Raw genomic sequence first — 24,964 nt, 5'->3', positions numbered from 1 at the left:
TACTACGGCCCGACTATGGCACGCCTTTACTACGACACCGACGCCAATTTGGAGCTTTTGGCCGACAAAACCGTTGCCATCATCGGTTACGGCAGCCAAGGCCATGCCCATGCCCTCAACTTGCACGACAGCGGTGTCAAGGTCATCGTCGGTTTGTATCCCGGTAGCCCCTCCTGGCCGAAAGCAGAAGCCGATGGGTTGATCGTCAAGTCCGTGGCTGATGCTGCTGCTGCCGCCGACTGGGTGATGATTCTGCTGCCGGACGAAGTTCAGAAGGCCATTTTTAACAGCGAGATCCGTCCCCACCTGCAAGCGGGCAAGGTCCTGTTGTTTGCCCATGGGTTTAACATTCACTTTGGACAAATTCAGCCCCCGGCGGATGTGGATGTGATCATGGTGGCGCCAAAAGGCCCCGGACATCTGGTGCGCCGCACCTACCAAGCTGGCGAAGGGGTACCCTGTCTATTTGCCGTGCATCAAGATGCTTCTGGAATGGCACGGGATCGGGCCATGGCCTATGCCAAAGGAATTGGCGGTACGCGAGCCGGCATTTTGGAAACCAGCTTCCGGGAAGAGACCGAAACTGACCTGTTTGGGGAACAGGTGGTACTCTGTGGTGGCCTCACAGCCTTGATTAAGGCGGGTTTTGAAACCTTGGTGGATGCCGGTTATCAGCCGGAATTGGCCTACTTTGAGTGCCTGCATGAGGTGAAGCTGATCGTGGATCTAATCGTCGAAGGTGGCTTGGAAAAAATGCGCCACAGCATCTCCAACACCGCTGAGTACGGCGACTATACTCGTGGCCCCCGCATTGTTACCGACGAAACCCGTGCTGAAATGAAACGGATCCTGGCCGAGATCCAAACCGGACAATTTGCCCGTGAATTCGTGCTGGAAAACCAAGCGGGCAAACCCGGATTTACTGCCATGCGTCGCCGCGAAGCCGAACATCCCATCGAAAAGGTGGGCAAGGAGCTGCGGGCCATGTTTAGCTGGCTGAAGAAATAGGCAGAGATGGGCAATTTTTGTGCTGGATCTGAAGCTGCTGCGGGATCACCCCGAATATGTACACCAAGCTCTCCGAAACCGGCGAGCAACTGTGGATCTGGACGGGATCCTCAATTTGGATCGGCAACGGCGACAGTTGGAAACCCGGCGGGGATCCCTGCAAGCAGAAAGTAACAGCATCGGCAAAAAAGTGGGTGAGATCATCCGCCAAGGGGCGGATCCCCAGGGATCCGAGGTGGCAGCCCTGCGGCAGCGGGGGGTGGATCTCAAAGCTGAGATTGCTCAACTGGAGCAGCAGGAACGGCAGCTGGAGGAGCAGATTCAGTTGCAATTGCTCACGCTGCCCAATTTGCCCCTGCCCATCGTGCCCATCGGCCAAGATGAAAGCGAAAACCGGGAAATCCGTTGCTGGGGAGATGAGTTGAAGCCAACCCATAGCGTCTTACCCCATGATGAAATCGCTGAGAAATGGGGTTTACTGGACTTCGGTCGTGCTGTCAAGGTAGCCCAAAGCCGCTTTGTCGCCATGATCGGGGCGGGGGCAGCCCTGGAACGGGCCTTGATTGCCATGATGTTGGATCGCCATATTGAAGCCGGCTATACCGAGGTGATCCCCCCCTTTTTGGTCAACAGCGCTGCTCTGCAGGGAACTGGGCAGTTGCCCAAGTTTGCCGAAGATAGCTTTCGCTGTGCAGAGGATGATCTTTGGTTGATCCCGACGGCGGAAGTTCCCCTCACCAACCTGTACCGGGACGAAGTGATTCCCGCCGAGCAACTGCCCCTTTATTTCTGTGCCTATACCCCCTGCTTTCGCCGCGAGGCCGGTAGCTATGGCCGCGATACCAAGGGCCTAATCCGGTTGCACCAGTTCCAAAAGGTGGAGATGGTCAAGGTGACCCACCCGGATCAATCGGAAGTGGAGCACGAGAAGCTGGTACAGGATGCCGAGGCCATTTTACAGATGCTGGAGTTGCCCTACCGCGTTGTGGAGCTGTGCACGGGGGACTTGGGATTTTCAGCAGCGCGTTGCTTCGATCTGGAAGTGTGGTTCCCCTCCCAAAATCAGTACCGCGAAATCTCCAGTTGCTCCAATTGCTGGGATTTTCAGGCCCGACGGGCCAATTTGCGCTGCAAAGAAACCGGCCAAAAGGGAACTCAGTTTGTCCATACCCTGAATGGTTCTGGGCTGGCGGTGGGAAGATCGTTGGCGGCTCTGTTGGAAAATCACCAGCTGCCGGATGGCTCGATTCGCATTCCCAAGGCATTGCAGCCTTTCTTAAGCCCCCGCTTTCTCTCAAAGGACGGAATCCTGATCCCAACCCCCTGATTCCTCTTCCCTATCCAGTCTTGGCCAATCCGGCGGGATCCGAAGATAAATCTAACCCTACCTTGGTCACCTCTTGGACTCAAGACTTGCCCTTGATGCGATCCAACTCCGCCTGCAATTCTGCAATTTGCTGTCGTAGGCGGGCTGCTTCCGAAAGCTCGATGGCGGTGCCAGCCTCATCGGCTTCGTCGCCAATGTCATCAATGCTGATCCTGCGAGGGCCACTGCCTTGTCCCGGTTCCCCTTTGCGGTTGGCATTGGCAGCCATGGTGTCCATAAATGCGCGCGCCTCTTCAGCGCTCATGGCTCCTCGCTCCACCAACTCATCCAACAAGGCCTGGGCTTGCTTACGCAACTCAAACAGACGGCTGCCCGCCTTACCTGCTACTTTTGCAGCATTGTCTGCCGCCACAGCGGCCAAACCCATGCCGAGATAGAAGGCTTTCTGGGCAAAATTGGCAATGGGATTGTCTGTCTCAGCCATGCGTGGTGTGTTGCCAGTGCAATGGTGGATGGACTTAGAAAAAACGGAATAAAAAACCAACTCACCCAGCGCAGCGAGAGACTGAGTGATAATGGGCGACCCGGGTTGACGCGCCTGCTCAAAGCATCCCGTGGTGCTGCTACCTTCCGATCCTGACACGGTTTGGGCGTCGGAGCCGCACGGACCCAGGTCTTCAATTACCCTAGCACTTTTCCCGTCCGGCTGTTGGGTGGGGATCCCGTTTCTTTCTTGGGGGTCAGACTGGGGCTTAGGGGCGGGAGGAAATACCCAACACCAGTCTATTTGCAAATTCAGGGGGTCTCAGGCGGTTCCAGATAAACGGGGATCCGCTCCACAGCTGTATCGCTGCGTTGAACCTCTTGTTCTTGGGCCTGGGGAATGGCCACCGGCAAGCTGACGGGCTGAGCCACAAAACAGCTGGCCACAGGCAGGGCTTGTTCCAGCTCGTCGAGGGGGCGCGGAATCACCGCAATCGCGTGCAATTCTCCGATGCGCTCCGCTTCGTACATGCCAGCATCGATGGCAATCGCCACATTGGCTACTGTGCCCCGTATAATTGCCGTACAAAGGCCATCCCCAATCGTTTCATAGGCGGCCAGTTGCACATCGGCGGTTTTCAACATCGTATCGGCAGCCCCGACCATGGCCGGGAAACCCCGTGTTTCTAGCAGGCCCACCGCCAAGTTGCTGAGGCGGCTATAACCGCGATTTTGCGCCAGTTGGGAAAGCTTGTTGCTAATTGGCAGCACCACCTCCAAATTGGGCAGCGGACGCGGGATCACCAAACTGGAGAGCTCCTCCTGGTCGAAATGACGGGCCAGCTCGATCCCCTCTTCGATGGCAATCCGCACATCGGCAATGCCCCCCCGCACGATCGCGGTACAGTAGCCCCCGGAGGTTTTCTCGAAGCCGATCAGAGTCACCCCGGCTGATTTGGTCATGGCATCGGCAATGCGCACGATCACCGGGAAGCTGCGTGTCTGAATCAGGCCCAGAGAGGTTGACATCGGCATCCTACTTACTCATGCCAGTCTAGCTATCGTTGGAGGAGAGCGCCTGTCGATGGGGGTAAATCTTGCCCAAGAGCCGATCCAGCTCCGAGTGCCCCGGGATCCCGTTCAGTTTCCGGAGCTTCATGGGGCGGAGCTTTTCTTCAGCTTGCTGAGCGGATTCCTGCCAGCGACGGGTTTGCTTCTCTACATTAGCCACCGGAGAATCGGGGGGTGGCGGTGGCACAGATTCTGGGGATACTGCTGCCTGCGCAGGTTCTTCTGCCTGGGTAGAGTCGCTGGTGTTTGCCGCTGCGGAATAGGTGGGATCCCCAATTAAAGAGCCGGGAGGAATCACCTGTTGCTTGAGAATGGAGCAGTTCAGAAGGGTGGTTTCGGAGCCGATACAGGCATTGCTGCCAATGGTGCCCTGCCCGATGACCAAGACTCCCGTTCCCAAAGTTGCCCCCGCCTCGATGATCAAGGTTCCTCCCTGGGCATGCAGGATGGATCCCATGCCAATACAGACTCCCCGCCCAATCTGGATGCGACAGCCGGGATTGGCTCGCAACAGCACTCCTGCCCCGATTCCCGCCCCAGGCTCGATATGCACCTCACCACTGACGAAATAGCGGGTTTCGCTGACTTGGCTGGGCAAGGCGATAAGCGTCCACAGATTTGGCAGAGTAGAGGCCAAGATGCTCCTCATCGCTAGGGGGTCGGGCTCAAGCCCAACAGGTTAACTACGGAAGGGATCCCTTAGGGGGTTTGGATGATCTGCTCCAACACCCGCCGCTTGGCCTTGGGATCAATGCCCAACAGGCGCACATATTCGCCCCGATGCTCCTCTAGACAGGCTTCTAGAGCCGCCACCACCTGAGGGATCTGGGTTGCTTCGATGGGGCTACAGCTTTGCCAAGAGGAGGTGCGGAATCGACGCTTATCCGCGTGTTCGGTACCGATGCGATAGCCTTGGCCGAGTAGCTGTTGTACCTGTGTCAAGACTTCGGCATCAAGACGGGTGGAGGAGGGGGTGGAGGCACTGGTAGAAGATGGGGCGATGGGGGTGGAGGGGGATCCTGCCATCGAGGGCGAGCGGTGGGGTGTTTGAACAATCTTCTCAAAGACCCGTTTTTTGGCCTTGGGGTCGATGCCAATCAGGCGCACATACTCGCCGCTGTGTTCCGCCAATGCTGCGGTCAACTTGGCCAGCACCTCCGGCCCACGGGTGGCGCGAATGGTGGGGCCACTCTTCCAAGATGAGGTCTTAAAGCGACGTTCATCCGCGTATTCATAGCCGATGCGATAACCCTGGGCCAAGAGACGATGAACTTCCTCCTGCAGCCCCAGCTCTAACCCAGCGGTCCTTCCTCCAGACGCAGCCCCAGCAGCCTTGCCTCCACCAGCAGAACTGTGACTCACCTGCCCTTGCGGGGTTTGAATCACCTGCTCCAGAACCCGCCGTTTGGCCTTGGGATCAATCCCCAGCAACCGCACATATTTCCCTGAGTGCTCCGCTAGAGCGGCTTGGATGGCAGCGAGAATCTCGCGGGGTTGGCCACTCAGGTTACCCAACGTTTGCCAGGAGGAGGTACGGTAACGACGGGCATCGGCGGCTTCTAGCCCGACTCGATACCCCTGTGCCAACAGGGATCGGATCTGATCTTCTAGGTTTAGACCCTCGCCGGAAGGGATAGCCGGTGCAGCACTTGCGCCAGGGGCTGACGGGATCCGAGCTGATCCTCCAGCCACTTGGGCAGGGCCATCGGGCGTTTGGATAATCTGCTCCAAGACCCGCCGTTTGGCCTTCGGATCGATCCCCAACAGGCGCACATATTCCCCCTGGTGCTCGGCCAGAATTGCCCCCAACGACTGCATCACCTCAGCTTCGCGGGTACTGGTGATCGGGCTTTCACTTTGCCAGGAGGAGGTACGGAAGCGGCGAGCATCGGCATATTCAAGGCCAACTCGATAGCCCTGGGCCAATAGGGCGCGAATTTGTTCCACCACCTCAGGCTTGAGATGGGATCCACCGCCGTTCCAGCCGTTGGCGCGATGGGAGGAATAGGTCATGGTTGCAGTCTCCGTAGCCGTTTTATGGGTGCTCGATTGCAGTTCGTTGCGGATCGGGGCAATACAGACCAGGTTTTCGCTGCATTGGTAACCCTCCCGCAACGCCTGGTTAATACCGATCACATGCTGGGCAAACTTGGCATCGCTGTCCTGGACATTGGGCAGTCGGTCGGCTTCTGCTTGGGTGGTGATGATCGAGCCGGAGGGCACATATTTGCCAGGGGGGATTTCTACATCCTGAATCAGACAGTGCAACATAACGATGCAGCCATCCCCGACCCGGGCGTTAAATACTGTCGAGCGAAAGCCGATAAAGCAGTTATTACCCACATAGGCTGGCCCATGAATCAGGGACATGTGAGCGATGGAGGTATTCTTCCCGATCCAGACAGAGTAGGGCTTGCCATCTTCCCCAACAACCCGTCCCTGCTCGAGGCCATGGATCACCACCCCATCTTGAACGTTGGATCCCTCGCCAATGTGAAAAGGGGATCCCTCGTCAGCTCGGATGGAAGTGCCCGGCGCAATCAGCACCTGCGCTTCCACCCGCACATCCCCAATCAAATTGGAGAAGGAATGCACATAAGCAGAGGGGTCGATATCGGGTTCCGCCAATTCACGAGACCAAGGGGTCGGCGGCGCAGCATAGGTACGTACAGGCATATCCAAGAGCCTCGAGAGCGTATCTGGGGGAAGTGAATCGAAAAAAGTGGGAAATCGTTAAAGTGGGGCTAGCGCTGATCTCGCTTGTTGTAAAGGGAGCGCCCACTGACGCTAACCGTATCGATAATCGCCATGACCACCGCATCCAGAGGGCGAGCTTCATTCCCCTGCGGCTGGCGGGCAGCACTGCCCTGGCTGACCAGTACCCACTCGTCGGTTCCGGCCCCCACAGGATCGGCGGCCACTGCGTAGTCCGGTTGCGGCTGCCCCTGCAGATCGACGTACTGCACCAACAGAAACTTAACGCCCGTCAGGCTGGGATCCTTCTGGGTGCTGGTGACGGTGCCCCGGACGATGGCGATACGCATCAGGGACGGGTGAAGGGACGGATGGCATTTACCCCTTCGCGGAACTGGGCCACATCTTCCGTATACCGAATCGGAAGAACATACTCCAAGTTTTCGTGGGGACGGGCGATGATGTGCCAGGAGAGCAGTTGACCGCCATTGACCCGCTTCACAGAGTCGATCCCGGCAGACACCGAAGCCTGCACTTCCGAGACATCACCGCGCACGATTACCGTGACCCGGCCACTGCTGATTTTTTCGTAGCCCACCAAGGTGACACGAGCTGCCTTCACCATGGCATCGGCGGCCTCCACCACTGCGGGAAAGCCCAAGGTTTCAATCATGCCGACTGCAATAGCCATATGTACTCCTTTGCTGAAATGCGAGGGTAGGGTGCGAATGTGGACTCAACACCAAAACTGCGGAGCCTAGCCCCATTGCCGTATTACCGTTACCAAGTGTTTGCATCACCCCAGGGATCCCTGAGGACATCCAACCCTTAGGTACGGAACTGCTCGACCGCTTCGGTGTAGCGAATGGGCAAGACAAACTCTAAGTTTTCGTGGGGACGGGCAATGATGTGGTGAGACAGAATCTCGCCACCACTCACCCGCTTGGCCGACTCCAAACCAGCGGCCACCGAAGCCTGCACTTCCGAGACATCACCCCGCACGATCACCGTGACCCGGCCACTGCCGATTTTTTCGTAACCCACCAAGGTAACGCGAGCTGCCTTCACCATGGCATCGGCAGCTTCCACCACTGCCGGAAACCCGCGGGTTTCGATCATTCCTACTGCGATAGGCATATCAACTCTCCATTTTCTCCATTTTTGGACATTGAGTTCCTGAACGTCGCAAAACCAAGCAATGAGGCAAATTTATCTCGCTTATTGGGTTCGCTTATGCGATCTCGTCAGAGCGGAATTTCTGCCCAAACCTTGCTCAAAAGGCCATCTTGGCTAAACCTCGACCGACCACCAGGAGGGCAAAGGCACTAACTCTGAGAGACAATCCATGTCTTTCTTGCATCAATCTCCCATAAAACTGATCATACAAAATCGATCAGGATGACCCAGAGGAAGGTTCTCCGACTTAACAAAATGATATCCCCAATTGATCCTGAACAAAAATCAATATTTTTAATTAGCTTGATAGCTTTTTATTAAGAGAGACTAAATTACTATCAATTAAAAAATAATTCTTGACATTGCAGCTCTTTCGCGAGTCCCTTCGCAGGGCATCTCGTATGGCATCGTTCCCAAGCGCACTGGCTCATGATCGGTCAGGGACACAAACATTGTGCTCGAAAGCCGACATTTCCTGGTCTCTACCCAGCATCAAAGGGCTGTGTTACCAATAGGCTCACCTGATCCCGACCGTTTAACGGCGTAGGGAGTGGGGTACCTCCAAGCCATGGGCTGCCATCAAATCCGGGTTGCTCATCACTGCGGTTGGGGATCCCGCTGCCCAAATCCGGCCCTGATCCAGCAGAATCACCCGGTCGCACACCTCCAGAACCAGTTCCAGATCGTGGGAAGCCAGCAGCAGCGTTTGCGGAGTGTGGTGCAGAAACTGAATCAGTCGCCGTCGCGCTCGCAGATCCAAGTTGGCGGTCGGCTCATCGTAAAGAACCAGTTGCGGTCGCATTGCCAGGATCCCGGCAATCGCCACCATGCGTTTTTCACCACCCGAAAGCTGATGGGGAGGGCGCTCGGCCAAGTGTAGGGTACCGGTGTGGTGGAGCGCTGCCTGAACGCCAGCGGCGATCTCCTGTTCCGAACCACCCAAGTTGCGCAATCCGAAGGCCACATCTTCGGCAACAGTAGGGGCAAACAGTTGATCATTGGGATCCTGAAACACCAACCCCACTTCCGGGCGAAACTCCCCTGGCACAAGCGGCTGCCCCAACACGGTCACGTGGCCAGAGTGAATCGGCAACAGACCACAGAGGGTGAGGAACAGGGTAGTCTTACCCACGCCATTCGGGCCAATCACCCCCAGATGCTCCCCAACCTTGACCTGCAGATCGATCCCTTGCAACACGGGTGGATGACCGGGGTAAGCCATCCACAACTGCTTGGCATCCACTGCCACTTCAGGGGGGGGCGGAACGTTCATAGGGGTTTAGGGCAGCTCTAGCTGCCAACGCTCTTGGCTGGCGCTAGGGGTGAGTTGCAAGGTAGGGACAGTGGGACTGGTCAGATCAATGTGGATAATTTCTTCAGGGGTGCAGTCACAGTAACGGCGCAGATCCCGCATTTGGTTGAGGGTTTGAATTTGTAGCGCCAATCGGTCGGAAATGGGTCCTAGGTAGACATTCCCCAGCTCGGTGCGCAAGGTGATCCCCTCGCCCCCTTGCCAATCCACCGCCTCGATCGGAATGTGAGACTGCTGCAGAGTGTTAAGCAAAAGCGCCCATTGCTCCGGGGTATGGCTCTCCCAACCCAGTAATTCCAACTGGGGCAGAGGACGGGTGGAACGATCGGCAGTACTACCAAGAGCACTATTTTTTTGAAAATCCTGAAAAAAGTTGAGGGCCAGCCAGTTGCCTTCAAGATCCACCAAACCCAGTTGATCGGCCCGCATCGCTCGCGCCACTGGTTGTCGTTCTCGAATCTGGACGATCACACCTACCGGCAGCAGCCGTCGCCGCACCTGAACACTTTTGATAGGAGAAGGTTGAGTCGGAGATCCGAGCAGGGCCTCTTCTAGAGCAACAGGTTGCACCTGCCAAATATCGAGCGGATAGCGCAACGGCAACTGGGAGCGCACCCAATCGGGATCCACCCAATCGGTACCTTCTACCTGGATCTGTTCTGGCTGGCGGATCTGCCAGTAGGGCTGTCGTAGCCCCAGCACCAGCACCGCCAGGACAGCCATTGAACTGGTCAGTCGCCAGGACCCTTGCCAAAACCGACCACGCCGTTGCTGACGGAGAAGTCGGCGGCGCTGCAACAGTTGTTCGCGTGTGGGAGGAGCCAGAGGAACCATCAAACCACCTCAACCCAGCCATTGCTGTGGAGATGTGGAGCTGTGAATGCTCCTAATTCAGCCACCAATCTCCTCCACTTGATCTACCCGCAGCCAAATGGTGGGGGTAGGGACAACACCAAACTTGATCTGCAGGTAGTCGTCTTTCATATCCACCACCTCTCCAGCGGTCTCGAAGACGTAGTTGGGGATGAAGGCATCACTGGCTTGGGCTTCTAGGCTCCCTTCCAAGTGTTCGCGGACGGCTCGTACTAAGCTTCCCCGTTTAATCGCCATAGCTCCTCCTCAAGCAGAACGTTGGGTGACTGGTTCAATTAGCATTCGATTAGCAGTTGTATCATGTCTGTTCCTGCTGCGATGGAGAATTTCAAAAAAACACGGGATCCTTCATCCTTTGGTGCGTCTCTAGAATTTACGGGTTGAATTGGGAATCCCACGCCATAATCTTTGATTCGGTGTTGGGAGGATGTCAGTGAATGCCCTCACTGCGCTTGGCAATCGGCATGCGCCAGCCGGTTCCAAAGGCCCGATCCGTGATTCGTAAGCCAGGGGGGGCTTGGTGTCGCTTAAACTCGGCGATTTCTACCAACCTCAAAACCCGCTGTACCGTCTCCGGATCATACCCTTGCGCCACCAACTCCGGGCCTGATTGGTGCTGTTCGATGTGTCGCTGCAGGATCCCGTCCAGAATCTCGTAGGGGGGTAGGCTATCGCTATCCTGTTGCTCGGGCCGCAGCTCCGCGGAAGGGGGCTTGGTTAAGGTAGAGCGTGGGATCCGCTCCTGTTGTCGGTTGATCCAATGGGCCAGCCGATAAACCCAGGTTTTGGGCACATCAGAAATCACCGCCAGTCCACCGGACATATCTCCGTAGATGGTGCAGTAGCCCACCGCCAGCTCCGATTTGTTGCCGGTGGTGAGCAGCAGCCGCCGAAACTTATTGGACAATGCCATCAGGATTGTGCCGCGAATGCGGGATTGCAGGTTTTCTTCGGTAATATCGGGGGGCAGTCCGGCAAAGGTCTCCGCCAAGAGGTCGCGGTAGCTATCCATCACAGATTGAATTGGCAACTTCAGGGTGGGGATCCCCAGATTCTCGGCCAGTTGATAGGCATCTTCTAGGCTGCCTGGGCTGGAGTAGGGGGAAGGCATCAGCACTCCCAACACCTGTTCTGGCCCAAGGGCGGCAGCAGCAATGACTGCCGTAACGGCGGAGTCGATCCCCCCAGATAACCCCAACAGCACCGACTGAAATCCACATTTGCTGACATAGTCGCGGGTACCCAGCACCAAGGCTTCGTAAAGTTGGGCTTCCGGCTCCACAGGCCAGCCAGTGGGCATTGCCGCGATGGAGGGGGATCCCTGGGATTGGGTGAGTTCAGCCAAATCCAGGATGAGATGATCCGGTTGAAAGGCAGCAGCCTGGGCCACAACTTGCCCTGAGCGATCCAGGGCACAACTGGCTCCATCAAAGATCAAGTCATCATTGCCCCCCACCTGGTTCACGTAGAGGATCGGCAAAGCGTGCTTGCGAGCCAGGGATCCCAGCATCTCCACCCGCAGCTTTTGTTTGCCCAGACTAAAGGGGGAAGCCGAGAGGTTAATCAGGAGATCAGCACCCGATTGGGCCATCTGTTCGACCGGATCCCGATGGTAACGACGGTGTTGCCAAAAATCGCGGTCGTTCCAAACATCCTCACAAATGGTGAAGCCCAAGCGGTATCCCCGGTAGGGAAACGGTTGGGATTGGGATCCCGGTTCGAAATAGCGATCTTCGTCAAAAACATCGTAGGTGGGTAGCAGGGATTTTTGGAACCAATGGCGGATCTGACCTTGTTCCAGCCAAGCCGCTGCATTGTAAAGAGGACGACCTGCGGGAATTGGGTTGGGCAGTACGGATCCCACCACAACCGGGATGCTTCCCGCTAAGTCTTTAGCTAAACGATCCAGGATTTGGTCGGCCTTGAGGATTAAGGCTGGGTAAAGTAACAAATCTCGAGGGGGATACCCCAGCAGCGCCAGCTCAGAGGTAACAGCCAACTCAGCTCCTGCCGCCGCTACTTCCTGCACTGCCTGACGGATCCGCTCAGCATTCCCGCTCAAATCCCCCACGGTATAGTTCAGTTGCAACAGTGCTACTTTCACCCCGTCCCCCTGCACCCACCTCCTTTCCCAGAACAGTGGGCGCTTAATATGGTAGATTTCACCATAAGTGACCCCGACAGGATCGTCAACAGGATCCCGTGATGGGCAAGCTGAGGATAAAGGTAGTCTGATGAGTGGCACTCTCCACTCGCAAAGCCCCCCCCAGATGGTTGGCGATCTCCCTGGCTAAGGCTAATCCCAGACCTGTCCCCCCGTGTTTCCAGGGATCCGGCTGCGAAATGCGATAAAACCGCTCAAAGATAGATTCCTGCTGCTCAATCGGGATCTCAACTCCCGTATTGGTAAATCGCAATTCCAATTCATCAGATCCATCAGAATCCAGAGCAAGAGCTTCTAGGAAAATTTGCCCTCCTGCCGGGGTAAATTTGCTGGCATTGGTGAGAAGTTCCCTAACCACTCGTTCCAACAGGCGGGGATCCGTTTGCAGAAAGGGCAAGCGGGGATCCCAATGTACTTGGAAGTCTTGCTGCCGATTTTGCATGTGTTGTCGAAACTCCTGAATCAGGGGGTCTAAGTACGTAGGCAGGTACAGTCGCTCTTGACGGAGTCTAGGGGCATGATTATCCAGTTTCTGGAGTTCCAGAAAATCATTGATTAGGGAAATCTCCCGTTCGCATTCCTGCTCCAATACCTCGATGTAATGAACCTGCTTCGGATCCAGAGGAGCCGTTCTGGCACTCAACTTTAGCATGCGGATGGAGAGACTGATATTGGTCAGGGGAGTGCACAGCTCATGAGAGACCGTAGCGAGAAAGTTATCCTTCAGCTGATTGAGCTTTTTCAGCTCGGTCACCTGGGCTTGGCTGCTGAGGTAAAGTCTGGCTTGGCGGATGGCAATGGCACACTGTGCTGCCATTTGCTGCACCAAATGAATTTCCCATTCACTAAAGCTTTCCGATATCGGTCGTGCTAACCACAGATCGCCAAGAATGCCCTGATCATCGGCAATTGGGCAAGCCAGCTTCGTGAGGTACGGAGGAGAAATTTCGGGATCCCTAGTTCGATCGAGGTCGCACAATTGAAAACTCCAGCCTCGCCACAGCTGCTCGTAAATAAAGGGAAAGTCTTGCATCCAGATCCGATCGCCAATTCCAGGAGTCTCCAGAGTCGTATATTCGTAGCTGATCTGTGAATAAGTTCTGCGCTTATCGTAAAGACCTATATCACAAAAGATTACTCTTAAAAAAGTACCTAACTCTTGCACCACCGTCTGCAAAATAGTGCTTTCATCCAGCGTTTCGCGCATTTGATGGGTGAGCCGACGCAGGATTGACTCGAACTCTAAGCTGCGCTCCAGATCCTGCGTCCGTTTCTGTACCAGGGCTTGTAACTCAGCTTCACGGGCCTGTTGCATTGCTTCCAACCGCTTACGCAGGGTGATATCTCGCACCAATACAATGGCATCATCCGGTCCAAACGACAGCAGACGGGCTTCTCGGTATTCCGGTATCTTCCCCTGAGAAAGCTGAGGCAGTGGATATTCCACTACTTGAACCTGTCCCGTTTGAAACGCCTGCTCTAGCAACGAGCTAAAATAGACTGTCCAGTGTTCTGGAAAAAGATCTCGAACATAGCGATTGAGGTAGCAATCACTCTCGTAGACCGTGGAAAATCCGCGTGGGGGCTTGTAGGACAAGATTAACCCTTGCCGATCCACTTGTAACAGCATATCGGGGATTGCTTCATACAGGGCACGATAACGGGCTTCACTCCGTGCCAAATCTTCCAGACTGCTTCGCAATTGAATTTCTGCCTTTTTTCGCTCTGAGATATCTTCTAAAAAAGACAAGATAAACAGGGGATCCCCTTGTTGAGATCGCACTGCAAATAGCTGCAGATGAACCCAAATTTCTTTGCCGTCTTTGCGTCGAATAATTTTTTCGTATTCATAGTTATTGATGTACCCAGAAATTAACTCTTCCCAAAGGATTTGTCCCCGCTCTTGATCTTCGGCATGAGGAGTGTAATCCTGTATCTTTAAGTTTAGCCAGTCTTCCTCGTTGTATCCTGTAATCTCCGCCATCGCTGGATTTAGACTGAGGTACTGAGGATTGGGATCAAAGTTCATCAGGGCAATTCCCTGCCCACAGAAATTGAAGATGCCTTCCAGTTGATTTTTGGTTTTCTCGAGATCAGACTTAATGTGTTTGCGATCGCTGATATCATCCAGGAAAGAAACTGCGAACAGCGGCTGTTTATTCTCATCCTTGACCACATATACCTGAGACTTCACCCAGATGACTTGGTTGTCTTTTCGGATGCAGCGATGCTCTAGTTCATAGTGGCTACGCTGACCGTTGACCAATTCCTGCCAAAAGATTTTCAGAGTCTCGACATCGGCTGGATCAGGGATATAGGCTTCTAGAGGTAAAGTTCTCAGTTCCTCTGCAGAATACCCCGTAATCTCGCTGAGGGCTGGGTTCATGCCGTGCGGCTTGGCTTCCGCCTCCAGAGAAATCAGGGAAATGCCCAAGTTACAGGACTCCACAATGCCCCAAAACCGCTGCTGACTTTCTAAGAGCGCCAACTCTATTTGTTTGCGATCGGTGATATCTCGGATCAAACCTAGGACACGGTCTGATCCGTAGGGCACCATGCGAATTTCTCGGTGGCGGGGTTCTCCATTGAGGGTGGTGACGGGATATTCTAGAGTTTGTCGGGATCCAGTGGCCAAACAGCGAGCAATCAGCCTTTGTAATAAATCAGCAACGTCTTGTGTAAACAAATCCCGTACAGATTGACCTTGAAAATCTTGTAGTGGAATCGAGGTGAGGTGGGCATTTTCTGGCGGATAGGTCAGCTCTAGATATTCCCCGTCTTGACTGAGAATGACCAACACCTCAGGAATAGCCCAAATCAGGCTTTGGTAACGGGCCTGGCTGTCTGCAAGAGCTTGTTCAGTTTCTTTCTGTGCCGTAATATCCTCTACATACCCTTCAAAACAAAGCGGATCTCCAGCTTTACTTCGAACCACATAAATCTGCTCTCGCACCCACAGGGTTTGGCCTTGTCTGTTGCGGATTTGAAACTCGTGGGGGGATGGGGAAGGTTGTGGATTGGCTTGCAGCAGTTCTTGCAAAGTTTGGCTGCGGGTGGAGGCTTGCAGATAAAACCGATGCCCAAAATCCGTTAGGTGGCGAATCAGCTGCGCTGTGGAACGATATCCGTAGATCTCCGCTAGCTTAGAGTTCGCAAATAGACACCGCCCCTCCAAATCCAGACGAAAGATCCCGATGGGGGCATTCTCTAGGAGTGCATCAAACCCAGTCAGCATCAGGATCCCCTATGTTTTCACCAGCAGCATTAGAATGTTGAGAGGGATAGCTACCCCTTGATAGTATGTATCATTTTCATCCTGAGCGATGTTTTTTAGGTCATAAGCTTATCTCTGTTTTTTAGGTCACAAGCTTATCTCTCGCTCGCCCAATTAACAGGGAAGAAAGCGCAATTTAGCTCCCCTCTTGCTCTTGTGGTGTGGGACGAATCTGGAAGCCTTCTAGATCCTCAGGTGCTTCCGAACGTCGCTCTAGGGACTCCACCTTAGAACCAGGACTACCCTGTTCACACCAGGCTACCATTGCCTCCACTGCCGATGGGGATCCCTCAAAAACCGCTTCTACTCGCCCATCCCGCAAATTACGCACCCACCCCTGCACTCCTACCTTGCGGGCCATCGCCTCAGTGTAGGCACGAAACCCCACCCCCTGTACCCGTCCCCGCACCCAAACATGAACCCGTACCTTGTCGCTCATGCCGACTGGGATCCTTCAGATGTGTTGGAAGATTCTGGAGCGGATTGAGCTTCAAGGGATGAGGACTCCGTCCCGCTAACGCGAGAGGATTCAGGCTGCTGCTCCAAGCGCCGCATGAGAAGATTCACCAAGCCTGCTAACACCAGGATTCCCAGCGAAATCCCACAGGCATACCCAATCGCTTGCCACAGCACGGGAGACATGAACATCACCTCACATTCGCAAAGCGTTGCGTAGCAATAACGCTTGTGCCGGAGAACTCAACCCCCATGCACCTTAGCAGATGCCGGATCCCTTGAGTTTCCAGGCTCACCGAAACCCTGGGATCCAGAGGCTCTGGATTTGGATGATTTAGAAACCCAAAGCAACCTAAGCAGCCTGCAGTAGAGTCTGAACCGTCTGCTGCAATTCCCTAGCCAAGGGAGAAGGTCGCTGCATGAAAATCTCAGCCAAACGGCGGTAGTACCACAGGGATCCCTGTTTACCGGCGCTGAAGCGCTCCCACACCGCATCCCCCAGTTGCTGCCAATCCCGCAAAATCGAACGGGCATTGTGCAGCTTGTCTGCATTGGCCACCAGCAGGATAGAGCTGGCCAACGGGTGAGCGTCTTCCCTGACCAACTGCTCCAAATGCTGCAGATAGGCTTCTTTGCGCACCCACCAGCTCTCCTGTTCGCGTAAGCGGGACGTAGTCCTCGGATCCCCCTGCGTTTCTGCTTCTCCGTCAGGGGAGCATTGCTCTTGCGGTTCCTTGGCACTGGAATCGCTATTGGTGTCAGTACACCCCAACACAATCTGTAAAACCTTATCCCCAAACTGATCCGAGAGCTGCTGCTCAATCTGAGAGCGTGGGATCCCGGTATTGCGGGGGCCATCCTCCAAGCTGTCATGGAGCAAAGCGGCAATCGCCTCATCCTCATCTGCCCCATGTTCCAGAGCGGTGGCAGCGACTGCCAGCAGATGACTTAAGTAGGGGATCCCACTGCCCTTACGGACTTGGGTGTGGTGCAGCTGGTGAGCATAAGTCAGGGCTCGGGCAAACCGGGGGCCGCAGCGTGGCGGCGTTGCGCTGTTGCTTTGCAACGCGGGTGCAACGGGTTGAAGGGATCCCTCCTGACGGCCCTCCTGAGCATTCGACAACATGATTAGTCCTCCTAGTCCTTTCAAGCAAGAAATTTATTAATTAAGCAGAGGGGACCTGCTTAGCCGGGAGAGGGATCACCTCCCGCCCCCTGTCCAGCATGCGGGAAAGCTCCACAAAGGGAAACTGGCGCCTCATCTCCCACTGGGTATGCTGTCCAAAAGCCGCCACCTCAACCTGAACCCCTTGGGACTGCAAATGCTGGAGCGCTCGGAGAAAATCTCCGTCTCCGCTGAGGAGAATCACCCGCCCATACCGACTCACCAACATATCCACGATCATTTCCCCATCCATGTTGGCCTTGCTGCCTCCATTGGCGAAGTGAACCACTGGTTTCCGGTGCAGATGGAACCCTAGCTGCTCTAGGTACTCGTGAAAGGCTTTTTGCTGTGGATCTTTGGGATCCCATCCGCTGTAGAAGTGGATCTGCGCCCTCTTGGCTGAGGATCCCAACAGACGTGGAATCAGCGATTCGTAATCCAGGGATACCCCCAAGTCGCGGGCACTGGCATGCAGGTTAGCTCCGTCAATAAATACCCCGACCCCTGCTCGCCTTGGCGGGATGGAGTCCTGGCAGGGTTGTGACGAAACAGCGGCCTGCTGTTGCTGGAGCTTTTCCAGCTGTTGCTGGAACTTGTCAATCTGGGATTGGACTTGGTTCAGTTGTTTCTGCAACTGCTGCTGGGTCTCCTCCAGATGCGGTAGAGCTTGGAGTTTGAGTCGCTGCCAATCCTCTTGCAAGAGGTGAAGACGTTGCACCAGCGGAGCCATCTGCTGCTGTATAGAGAGATGAGAACGGGGTTGTTCCTGGAGCTGCTTGACCTGCTCCGCCAGGGATCCCACCTCCGCCAAAAGCTGCGTTACCTGCGCATCCACCGCCGGCTGCGGCGAATGGACCAGGGGAGCAGGAGTGGGCTGCACCGACTGAAGATGCTGTTCAACCCGCTGGAAGATCTGGTGTTGCTGAATTCGCCACTGTTGTTCCCAGCGATTGGAGTGCTCCACCAGCCACCGTTCCCACTGTTGTTCCCAGCGATTGGAGTGCTCCACCAGTCGCTGTTCCCATTGCTGCCGTTGCCATCGCCCATGAGCCAGGGCCAGCGGCACTAGCCCAAAGGCTATCTGTCGCGTCAGCACCGTTAATACCAGGGATCCTCCCCAAATCCAGGCCTCATGGGACTGTATCGCTCTTCTCATACCGCCACTCTCCTAGGGTTTAGATTGGGTTTATTTCACTTCCTGTAGGGTTGACATACAACGTCTGTGTAACCTGCATAACGTCTGTGCAACGGGCCTGAATCCCAATATCCGAATACCTACGATGGGAAGTCGATTCAAACCCTCTGCACCCCCAGTTGTAGAGGCTATTGGAAGGGATCCCTTCCATTCCCGTTAGCGGGACGGCATCCTCAAGGGTCAAAACCTAGTTCATTCTGGGAATAAGGCGGCGCACCGCTTGCACCAGTTCTTCGGGCAAAGCAGTGCCAGGAATCCAGTGCAGCTGCAAGGGGAACTCCGTCCCGCTGAAACGAACAGGTTGATGGCCGACAGGCAGAGGCCCCTGAGGGGAAGTGTGCAGAATGGCCAGACCGCGCAAATTGCCTCGGTCTTGACAAAACTCCCGCCAAGGTGGAATGGCTTCTGGATCCCGGCTGACCAGCACATAATGGGAGCAGGCTTCCAGCAACGGCTGCTTGTGGGGATCCACCTGACCCCCCACATCCACAATCACCAGGCTCTTTTGCCGCCGCAGATTGAGAATGGCCTGGGCATGAAACCCAAAAAACTCAGGGGTTAAACGGCCTCGGTGCCGCTGCTTCAGAGCCTTGGCTTGTTCCGGTGGTAAATCCAGAGTCCAATTCCCTTCCCCATCCCAATGGGCACGTTGCAGATAGATACCGGGGTACTCCGGCAACAGAGCATGGAAAAGGGCATGGGCAAGACGGCTTTTGCCACTATTTGGCGGCCCCGCCACCATCACCGCCGCTGCTAACCCAGATGGGGGTGCAGGGATCCCCTCCTCAGTCGGCTTGCTATCCCTTGGATCCCTGTCCAGAGCCGCCAGCTGCTGTGGCTTCCATTTCCCCTCCATCCAAGGGATGATCTCCCCCACCCGCACTTCCGGGCTATGGCTAGAGACCACCACCGCTCCCAGGCGGGGGTCATAACAGGCAACCCAACGGGTGAAATGACATTCATGCACCAGCCAACCGTACAGCCAAATCGGAGCCCGCCCCGTCAAAACCACCCCCAGCCGAGGATTCAGATGGTCAGGCAGCTTCAGAGTTTGTAAATCCACGGGGAACATCAACCGATCCGGTCGAGTGAGTTCAATCTCAATCACTTGAAACGATAATCCCCCTTCCAACAGGGTACCGGAGACATTGCAAGGGAAATGGAGTTCTCCTCTATCCGAATGATCCAAATGTTCAAAACGCAAATGAAGCCGTATAGGAGACATAAGTAGAAAAAGGAAAAAGTGAAAAAATCAAAGAACACCCCCAGTATGGAGACAATTGGAAGCAGGGCTTTCCAACCCGCATCCGGGTGGTCAAGCGGCAGATTTCTCTCCTCAGGTTAGGAGCGTGAACCAGAATGAGCCAGTTTGAGCTGCCTTTAACCCTCGAAATCCTGCGCTGGCTAGCAGGCGGGCAACTGGCCGGGCGGTTGGAGCGAGCCGTGCGACTATGGGTGCTGCTGCATTGTTTGTACGGCGAGCAACAATGGCAAGAGCTACCGGAAACCTTTGGCTATGCCCACATCCGGGATCAACTGTTCTCACCCCGGCATCCCAAGCAAGATCCGGAGGTCAACTCAGGGATCCCTTCATCCCTACCTTGTCCAGAAGCCAGTTGTATTTGCCGGCGGCCCCTTAGCTTCTGGTTGACGGATCCCAACCTGCTGGCTGCCTTGAAATCGGAAATCCCGGATCTGGAAACCCTCCTGCTCAGCCGCCCCTTTCAAAAAACCCACCGTACCCTGCGCAAAGAACTAGACTTCCTCAAGGATCAGGGCTGGATCCAACAGATTCAAGCCAACTCCACAAGTCGAGCCAACTTTCGCCGCCGAGCACTAGGAGATCATCCCCAACCCCTGCCATCAACCGCCTCCCTTCCCTTGTCTGATCATCAGCTGCAAAAGATTTATCACATCCTCAATGATGTTGCTTTTGTCCATCCCAATGTAGAAATCCTGTTAAGTGAGATCTGGGGAAAACATAAAGCGCTTCAGCAGCGGATCTTTGTTCAGTTTGAGTATATTTTGTCCCCCGAACAACAAGAACAGGTGGATGAATATCACAACCAACTTGAAACCCTTTGGGCCAACCCAGAACCGGGGATGATTCGCTTTGACTACGCCACCCGCCAACAGGGGATCCGTTCCATCCTCACCTATCCGGTCTGCCTGTTTTACGCCCGTCGCGCCAAGTATCTAACTGCCTTCGGCGAGCGACCCAGTCTAGCTTCCTCAGAACTGCATCATCCAGCCGGAGCAAGAAAAATAGGTTGGTACAATTTTCGCTTGGATCGGATCCAGTCTCCGCTCTTGTCGATTGTTCCCTGGTCGGATCCCATGATTCCTCCAGAACTCATGGCCCTCAAACAACGGAATCAACTCCCTAGCCCAGAAGATGTCCAAACGGAATGGGAGGCCGCTTGGGGATCCGACTTTTATTTACCTAAAGCTTTACTCATCCTGCGATTCCCGCCAGACTTTGCCCGCCGTTATGTCGATAACACAGAACGACATCCCACTTTTAAGCCCATTGCCTATGAACGGATCCCAGCTTTGGTGAAAAAAGAGATAACCGATCCCAAAGAGCAGGAATACATTTTGCAAGTTCTCCAGCATCGACCCAAAACCGATCGCTATTTCCGCGCCTACGTGCGCGTGGGAGATACCAACCTGACCATGCGTTTACGGGACTGGCGATCCAATGGGGAAGTAATTGCCCCACTGGCCTATCGAGAACAAATGAGACAAGAAGCAGAGGTGGAATGTCAGTTTTATCGATTCCCTCCCCTTCCTCTCACTTGAGCAACTTCAGAAAAAACTCAGACCTTAGTTCCAGAGCCATAGGCTAGGCTACCGGATTGCTCAAGCCCTCGCGATCCCGGCAGGAGACTGTTCAACGGAGGCAACGGATGTAAGAAGAGGGGACTTCCAATTGCAGGTTTGCTGGAAAAGCAACCCTAAGCCAAGCCTGTAACCGCTTGGAAAGGAGCCGACTCCCCCCCATGACCACCCTCTACCTAACGGAGCCTGGAACGGTTGTCCAGTGCCGAAACCAGGCTCTGCTCATCCGTTGGCGTAACCAAGAACGGCTTTGTCGGCTCTCTGAGATCGAGCTGGTGGTGATCCTGCCCGGGATCCAAGTGAGCAGTGGGGCCTTGGCAGAGTTACTGGATCGGGGTATTGAAACCATTTTCCTGCGGGCTGATGGCAGCTTTCGTGGGCGCTTGCAGGGGCCATTTTCCACCTATCCGGAGCTTCGGCTGGCCCAATACCAGAGGATTCATTCCCCTTGGGGGTTGGAGTGGGCTTGCAAAATCGTCCGGGGCAAAATTCGTAACCAACGGGCGATTCTGCAACTGCGCAACCGTGCTACCCGTGGCCGAATTGCCCCCTTGCAGGAGGGGATTGATGTAATTGCTGCCTACCTTCAGCAGTTGGATCGCTCTGTACCGCCCTTAGAACGGGAAACATTGATGGGACTTGAGGGCATTTGTGCCCGCACCTATTACCAATCCTTGCGCCATTACTTTCCCCCTGCCTGGAAGTTCACTGGCCGTAACCGACAGCCTCCCCTCGACCCCATTAATGCACTCCTCAGTTGGGGCTATGGAGTATTGCTGGCACGGGTTTTCTCAGCAGTGGTGATGGCTGGGTTGGATCCCTATCTCGGCTTTTTCCATGCCAATCTGCCCTATCGTCCCAACTTGGTTCTGGACATGATGGAGGAATTCCGACCCCTGGTGGTGGATTGGGCAGTTATCCAGGTGATCAAAGCGGAGTTGCTCACTCCAGAAGATTTTGAACCCTCACCGGATGGAACGGGAATATGGCTGGGATCCCTAGCCAAGAAGCTGTTCTTAGGGGAGTTAGAACGGCGCTTCCGGGAGCCGTTGTTCTATCCACCTCAATCTCGCCGCTTAGCTCTGAGTCAAATTGTGCTGGAGCAAGCCCGCTGGTTAAGCCGTTGCCTAATCAGTGGCGATCTGGATTACGAAGCAATGGGGCTGCGCTAATGCTGTGGTTGGTTTGTTACGACGTAGTCGACGATAAGCGCCGACAAAAGCTGGCTAAGCGGTTGGAGCAATACTGCCAACGGGTGCAATATTCTGTGTTTGAGTGCCCGTTGCAAACTGCCGATCTGGAGGGAAAGTTGGAACGCTTGTGGTTGCCATTGCTAAACCTGGAGGAAGACAGCTTGCGGGCTTATCCCCTAGATGCCACTGCCAAGGAACGGACCAAGGTTTTTGGTGGGCCTCCTCCCTATGAACCTCCCGATTACGTGATCTTCTGACGGGGCAAAGTGTGAAGTTTTGTGCCGGATTTGTCGCAGTTAGGCACTAAAAGCCTTGACTCTTCGGGCGAAGATTTCAAGAAGAAATTCACATGCCACGACTAAATCCATGAGAAACTATGGAATAATGAACCAAGGAAAGCAATTTCCACCTTTGGGGCTAATCCATGGAAGCAAAGTTAACTTTCGTATCTCAGAACCTCCGTGGTGCCTCGCAATTGCACCTTGAAAACCTCATGAATTCAAGCTTTTCCAGAGGTAGGGTTGATCCCTACCTTTTCCCCGCAAGGGGACGGAAACACTTGGGTGTGCAACTGTCGATGGAGCCCAACATCGACGTTGATCCCTACCTTTTCCCCGCAAGGGGACGGAAACGTCTTTCCACCTTTTGAGGTGGGACCCAAACGGGCGTTGATCCCTACCTTTTCCCCGCAAGGGGACGGAAACCGGGAATATGAATCCCAGGTTATCCAACTGCCTATTTTCGTGTTGATCCCTACCTTTTCCCCGCAAGGGGACGGAAACCGACCTTAGCCGCTTCTAGCGGGGCATTTAGCCCTGCTTGTTGATCCCTACCTTTTCCCCGCAAGGGGACGGAAACATTGCTCCCCATGCCGCACACAGGTCTAGGAAGTCCTTTACATGTTGATCCCTACCTTTTCCCCGCAAGGGGACGGAAACCCATGTGCAACCTTAGTGAGCGCAATGAAGTAGAGATAAAGCGGTTGATCCCTACCTTTTCCCCGCAAGGGGACGGAAACGCCACAGTAAGGCGACATAGCCGGACATACAGTCCAGCTGTTGATCCCTACCTTTTCCCCGCAAGGGGACGGAAACCTAACATCGTTTGGATGTGCTGTATCATGTTGTTTGTGTTGATCCCTACCTTTTCCCCGCAAGGGGACGGAAACCCTGCTTGCGCAGGTTGGCTGCCTTCCGGAGGCTCTGTTGATCCCTACCTTTTCCCCGCAAGGGGACGGAAACAGCTCGTTCAGGTTTAGGTACCCGTCGATGTTGGGCTCCATGTTGATCCCTACCTTTTCCCCGCAAGGGGACGGAAACTACGGGACTTTTAGTGTTCAAGTTGTATAGAATATTATGAAGTTGATCCCTACCTTTTCCCCGCAAGGGGACGGAAACACGGTGACTCCGTCACTGTGAACCATGACGTTGCCCAGGTGTTGATCCCTACCTTTTCCCCGCAAGGGGACGGAAACGCCCGAACGCGCCCTCGCCTAGAGGAACACGTTGAATTCGTTGATCCCTACCTTTTCCCCGCAAGGGGACGGAAACTAATAACTGTACCTGGACTGTGATCAGGCTGTGCCCAGACTGGTTGATCCCTACCTTTTCCCCGCAAGGGGACGGAAACTTCACCTGCTTGCGCAGGTTAGCGGATTTCTGCAATAACTGTTGATCCCTACCTTTTCCCCGCAAGGGGACGGAAACGGGTTGCTACCCGCCAAATTAGTGCAGTGGGCGGTTGGGTGTTGATCCCTACCTTTTCCCCGCAAGGGGACGGAAACTGTTAGAAACCTCTGTGAATACAATACAGGGATTATCTGGGTTGATCCCTACCTTTTCCCCGCAAGGGGACGGAAACAGAAGCGGCCAAGGCTGCTTTGGCGGAAGCCAAGAACAGCCTGTTGATCCCTACCTTTTCCCCGCAAGGGGACGGAAACCCCGCTTTAGCGGTTTTGGCAGCCTTCTCAGCGTTCAGCGTTGATCCCTACCTTTTCCCCGCAAGGGGACGGAAACACTGCGGTAGCCACTACCGGCAGCCGCAGTCTACGCGGTTGATCCCTACCTTTTCCCCGCAAGGGGACGGAAACTCTCTAATTGGGGCGGCGTCCCAGATTTTGGCACCGGAGGTTGATCCCTACCTTTTCCCCGCAAGGGGACGGAAACCAGCAGAGGCAACATGGGCAAGTCGTTTGGCAGCAGCGTTGGTTGATCCCTACCTTTTCCCCGCAAGGGGACGGAAACCCCCTACTGTTGACGCAGTAGAGGTTACGACCCCAACGTTGATCCCTACCTTTTCCCCGCAAGGGGACGGAAACTTGTGGTCGGTTTCGTAGTCGGCTTTGTGGCCGGTTGTTGATCCCTACCTTTTCCCCGCAAGGGGACGGAAACTCAGCTTGTTGACCTGGAGCTTCTCCACGGCAGCCGCAAGTTGATCCCTACCTTTTCCCCGCAAGGGGACGGAAACTTAGTCGTGAGCTTAGCCGTGGGCTTAGTCGTGAGCTTGTTGATCCCTACCTTTTCCCCGCAAGGGGACGGAAACCTCAGCAGGCGCACCTCAAGGAAGCAGGCCGTACCCCGCCGTTGATCCCTACCTTTTCCCCGCAAGGGGACGGAAACATTTTCATACCCCTTTTCCCTCTTACATTCCCACCTACGTTGATCCCTACCTTTTCCCCGCAAGGGGACGGAAACTAGATTGTTGTGTAGGTACATGAGCATAGGCTTTTACTG

22 protein-coding genes, 1 other RNA gene and 1 CRISPR repeat array (1 of these 24 only partly in view) are annotated in these 24,964 nt (G+C 54.9%); of the genes, 5 read left to right on the top strand and 18 right to left on the bottom strand.

Going from position 1 to position 24,964, the window contains the following annotated elements; translation table 11 throughout:
- The first annotated feature begins 15 nt into the window (after window positions 1-15).
- Together ilvC and serS are read left to right on the top strand one after the other, a co-directional pair.
- The gene (gene ilvC / locus JX360_RS05860) at window positions 16-1,008 is read left to right on the top strand and encodes a ketol-acid reductoisomerase (protein WP_244349699.1); all 993 of its coding nucleotides are present in this window, start codon (window positions 16-18) and stop codon (window positions 1,006-1,008) included.
- A gap of 19 nt (window positions 1,009-1,027) precedes the next feature.
- On the top strand, window positions 1,028-2,335 hold the full coding sequence (gene serS, locus JX360_RS05855; protein WP_244349698.1) for a serine--tRNA ligase: 1,308 nt from the start codon (window positions 1,028-1,030) through the stop codon (window positions 2,333-2,335).
- Between the two features lie 79 nt (window positions 2,336-2,414).
- Here the strand turns inward: serS and JX360_RS05850 are convergent, their stop codons facing one another.
- The 18 genes from JX360_RS05850 to crn3 all read right to left on the bottom strand — a co-directional run bounded on the left by JX360_RS05850 (window position 2,415) and on the right by crn3 (window position 19,306).
- Window positions 2,415-2,819, bottom strand: coding sequence for a hypothetical protein (locus JX360_RS05850; protein WP_244349697.1), 405 nt, complete (start codon window positions 2,817-2,819; stop codon window positions 2,415-2,417).
- Window positions 2,820-2,913: 94 nt separating this feature from the next.
- Window positions 2,914-3,011, bottom strand: an RNA gene (gene ffs, locus JX360_RS05845) — signal recognition particle sRNA small type.
- A gap of 119 nt (window positions 3,012-3,130) precedes the next feature.
- Window positions 3,131-3,847, bottom strand: coding sequence for a beta-carboxysome assembly protein CcmO (gene ccmO, locus JX360_RS05840; RefSeq protein ID WP_244349696.1), 717 nt, complete (start codon window positions 3,845-3,847; stop codon window positions 3,131-3,133).
- A 25-nt stretch (window positions 3,848-3,872) separates the two neighbouring features.
- Window positions 3,873-4,526 carry a beta-carboxysome scaffolding protein CcmN gene (gene ccmN, locus JX360_RS05835; RefSeq protein ID WP_244349695.1) on the bottom strand — a complete coding sequence of 218 codons (654 nt, stop codon included), beginning with the start codon at window positions 4,524-4,526 and terminating at the stop codon, window positions 3,873-3,875.
- Window positions 4,527-4,588: 62 nt separating this feature from the next.
- Window positions 4,589-6,565, bottom strand: a complete 1,977-nt coding sequence (ccmM, locus tag JX360_RS05830) for a beta-carboxysome scaffolding protein CcmM (RefSeq protein ID WP_244349694.1) — start codon at window positions 6,563-6,565, stop codon at window positions 4,589-4,591.
- 68 nt (window positions 6,566-6,633) lie between these two features.
- A complete protein-coding gene (ccmL, locus tag JX360_RS05825; protein ID WP_244349693.1) occupies window positions 6,634-6,933 on the bottom strand; it encodes a beta-carboxysome shell vertex protein CcmL in 300 nt (99 codons plus the stop codon).
- Window positions 6,933-7,274 carry a carbon dioxide-concentrating mechanism protein CcmK gene (locus tag JX360_RS05820; protein ID WP_235277274.1) on the bottom strand — a complete coding sequence of 114 codons (342 nt, stop codon included), beginning with the start codon at window positions 7,272-7,274 and terminating at the stop codon, window positions 6,933-6,935. Before JX360_RS05820 ends, ccmL begins: the two co-directional genes overlap by 1 nt.
- A 137-nt stretch (window positions 7,275-7,411) precedes the next feature.
- Window positions 7,412-7,720 (bottom strand): carbon dioxide-concentrating mechanism protein CcmK, encoded by a 309-nt coding sequence (locus JX360_RS05815; protein WP_011430450.1) that lies wholly within the window; start codon window positions 7,718-7,720, stop codon window positions 7,412-7,414.
- A 574-nt stretch (window positions 7,721-8,294) separates the two neighbouring features.
- On the bottom strand, window positions 8,295-9,032 hold the full coding sequence (locus JX360_RS05810) for an energy-coupling factor ABC transporter ATP-binding protein (RefSeq protein ID WP_244349692.1): 738 nt from the start codon (window positions 9,030-9,032) through the stop codon (window positions 8,295-8,297).
- 6 nt (window positions 9,033-9,038) lie between these two features.
- On the bottom strand, window positions 9,039-9,905 hold the full coding sequence (locus JX360_RS05805) for a cell division protein FtsQ/DivIB (RefSeq protein WP_244349691.1): 867 nt from the start codon (window positions 9,903-9,905) through the stop codon (window positions 9,039-9,041).
- A gap of 57 nt (window positions 9,906-9,962) precedes the next feature.
- Complete coding sequence (gene ndhO, locus JX360_RS05800; protein ID WP_244349690.1) at window positions 9,963-10,181, bottom strand: NAD(P)H-quinone oxidoreductase subunit O; 219 nt, start codon at window positions 10,179-10,181, stop codon at window positions 9,963-9,965.
- A 193-nt stretch (window positions 10,182-10,374) separates the two neighbouring features.
- Window positions 10,375-12,048, bottom strand: coding sequence for an NAD+ synthase (locus JX360_RS05795; RefSeq protein WP_244349689.1), 1,674 nt, complete (start codon window positions 12,046-12,048; stop codon window positions 10,375-10,377).
- An 85-nt stretch (window positions 12,049-12,133) separates the two neighbouring features.
- Window positions 12,134-15,343, bottom strand: coding sequence for a PAS domain-containing sensor histidine kinase (locus JX360_RS05790; protein WP_244349688.1), 3,210 nt, complete (start codon window positions 15,341-15,343; stop codon window positions 12,134-12,136).
- Window positions 15,344-15,518: 175 nt separating this feature from the next.
- Window positions 15,519-15,821, bottom strand: a complete 303-nt coding sequence (locus JX360_RS05785; protein WP_244349687.1) for an acylphosphatase — start codon at window positions 15,819-15,821, stop codon at window positions 15,519-15,521.
- A complete protein-coding gene (locus JX360_RS05780) occupies window positions 15,818-16,024 on the bottom strand; it encodes a hypothetical protein (protein WP_244349686.1) in 207 nt (68 codons plus the stop codon). The genes JX360_RS05785 and JX360_RS05780 overlap by 4 nt, the downstream gene beginning before the upstream one ends.
- 166 nt (window positions 16,025-16,190) lie before the next feature.
- Window positions 16,191-16,964: an HD domain-containing protein gene (locus tag JX360_RS05775; protein WP_244349684.1), complete on the bottom strand. Its 774-nt coding sequence runs from the start codon at window positions 16,962-16,964 to the stop codon at window positions 16,191-16,193.
- Between the two features lie 40 nt (window positions 16,965-17,004).
- Complete coding sequence (locus tag JX360_RS05770; RefSeq protein ID WP_244349682.1) at window positions 17,005-18,159, bottom strand: LabA-like NYN domain-containing protein; 1,155 nt, start codon at window positions 18,157-18,159, stop codon at window positions 17,005-17,007.
- A gap of 226 nt (window positions 18,160-18,385) precedes the next feature.
- Window positions 18,386-19,306, bottom strand: coding sequence for a CRISPR-associated ring nuclease Crn3/Csx3 (crn3, locus tag JX360_RS05765; RefSeq protein WP_244349681.1), 921 nt, complete (start codon window positions 19,304-19,306; stop codon window positions 18,386-18,388).
- Window positions 19,307-19,557: 251 nt separating this feature from the next.
- Here crn3 and JX360_RS05760 point away from each other — a divergent pair, with 251 nt between their 5' ends.
- The 3 genes from JX360_RS05760 to cas2 all read left to right on the top strand — a co-directional run bounded on the left by JX360_RS05760 (window position 19,558) and on the right by cas2 (window position 22,489).
- On the top strand, window positions 19,558-21,000 hold the full coding sequence (locus JX360_RS05760; protein ID WP_244349674.1) for a TIGR03985 family CRISPR-associated protein: 1,443 nt from the start codon (window positions 19,558-19,560) through the stop codon (window positions 20,998-21,000).
- A gap of 200 nt (window positions 21,001-21,200) precedes the next feature.
- Window positions 21,201-22,211 (top strand): CRISPR-associated endonuclease Cas1, encoded by a 1,011-nt coding sequence (gene cas1 / locus JX360_RS05755; protein ID WP_244349672.1) that lies wholly within the window; start codon window positions 21,201-21,203, stop codon window positions 22,209-22,211.
- Complete coding sequence (gene cas2 / locus JX360_RS05750; RefSeq protein ID WP_244349666.1) at window positions 22,211-22,489, top strand: CRISPR-associated endonuclease Cas2; 279 nt, start codon at window positions 22,211-22,213, stop codon at window positions 22,487-22,489. The genes cas1 and cas2 overlap by 1 nt, the downstream gene beginning before the upstream one ends.
- Before the next feature lie 263 nt (window positions 22,490-22,752).
- A CRISPR array of direct repeats spans window positions 22,753-24,964; the repeat unit is 37 nt; unit sequence GTTGATCCCTACCTTTTCCCCGCAAGGGGACGGAAAC; it runs 2,334 nt beyond the window's last position.

Origin of the sequence: Thermostichus vulcanus str. 'Rupite', from assembly GCF_022848905.1 — a bacterium.
Taxonomy (GTDB): Bacteria; Cyanobacteriota; Cyanobacteriia; order Thermostichales; family Thermostichaceae; genus Thermostichus; species Thermostichus vulcanus_A.
This window is presented reverse-complemented; position numbering and strand designations above follow the sequence as displayed.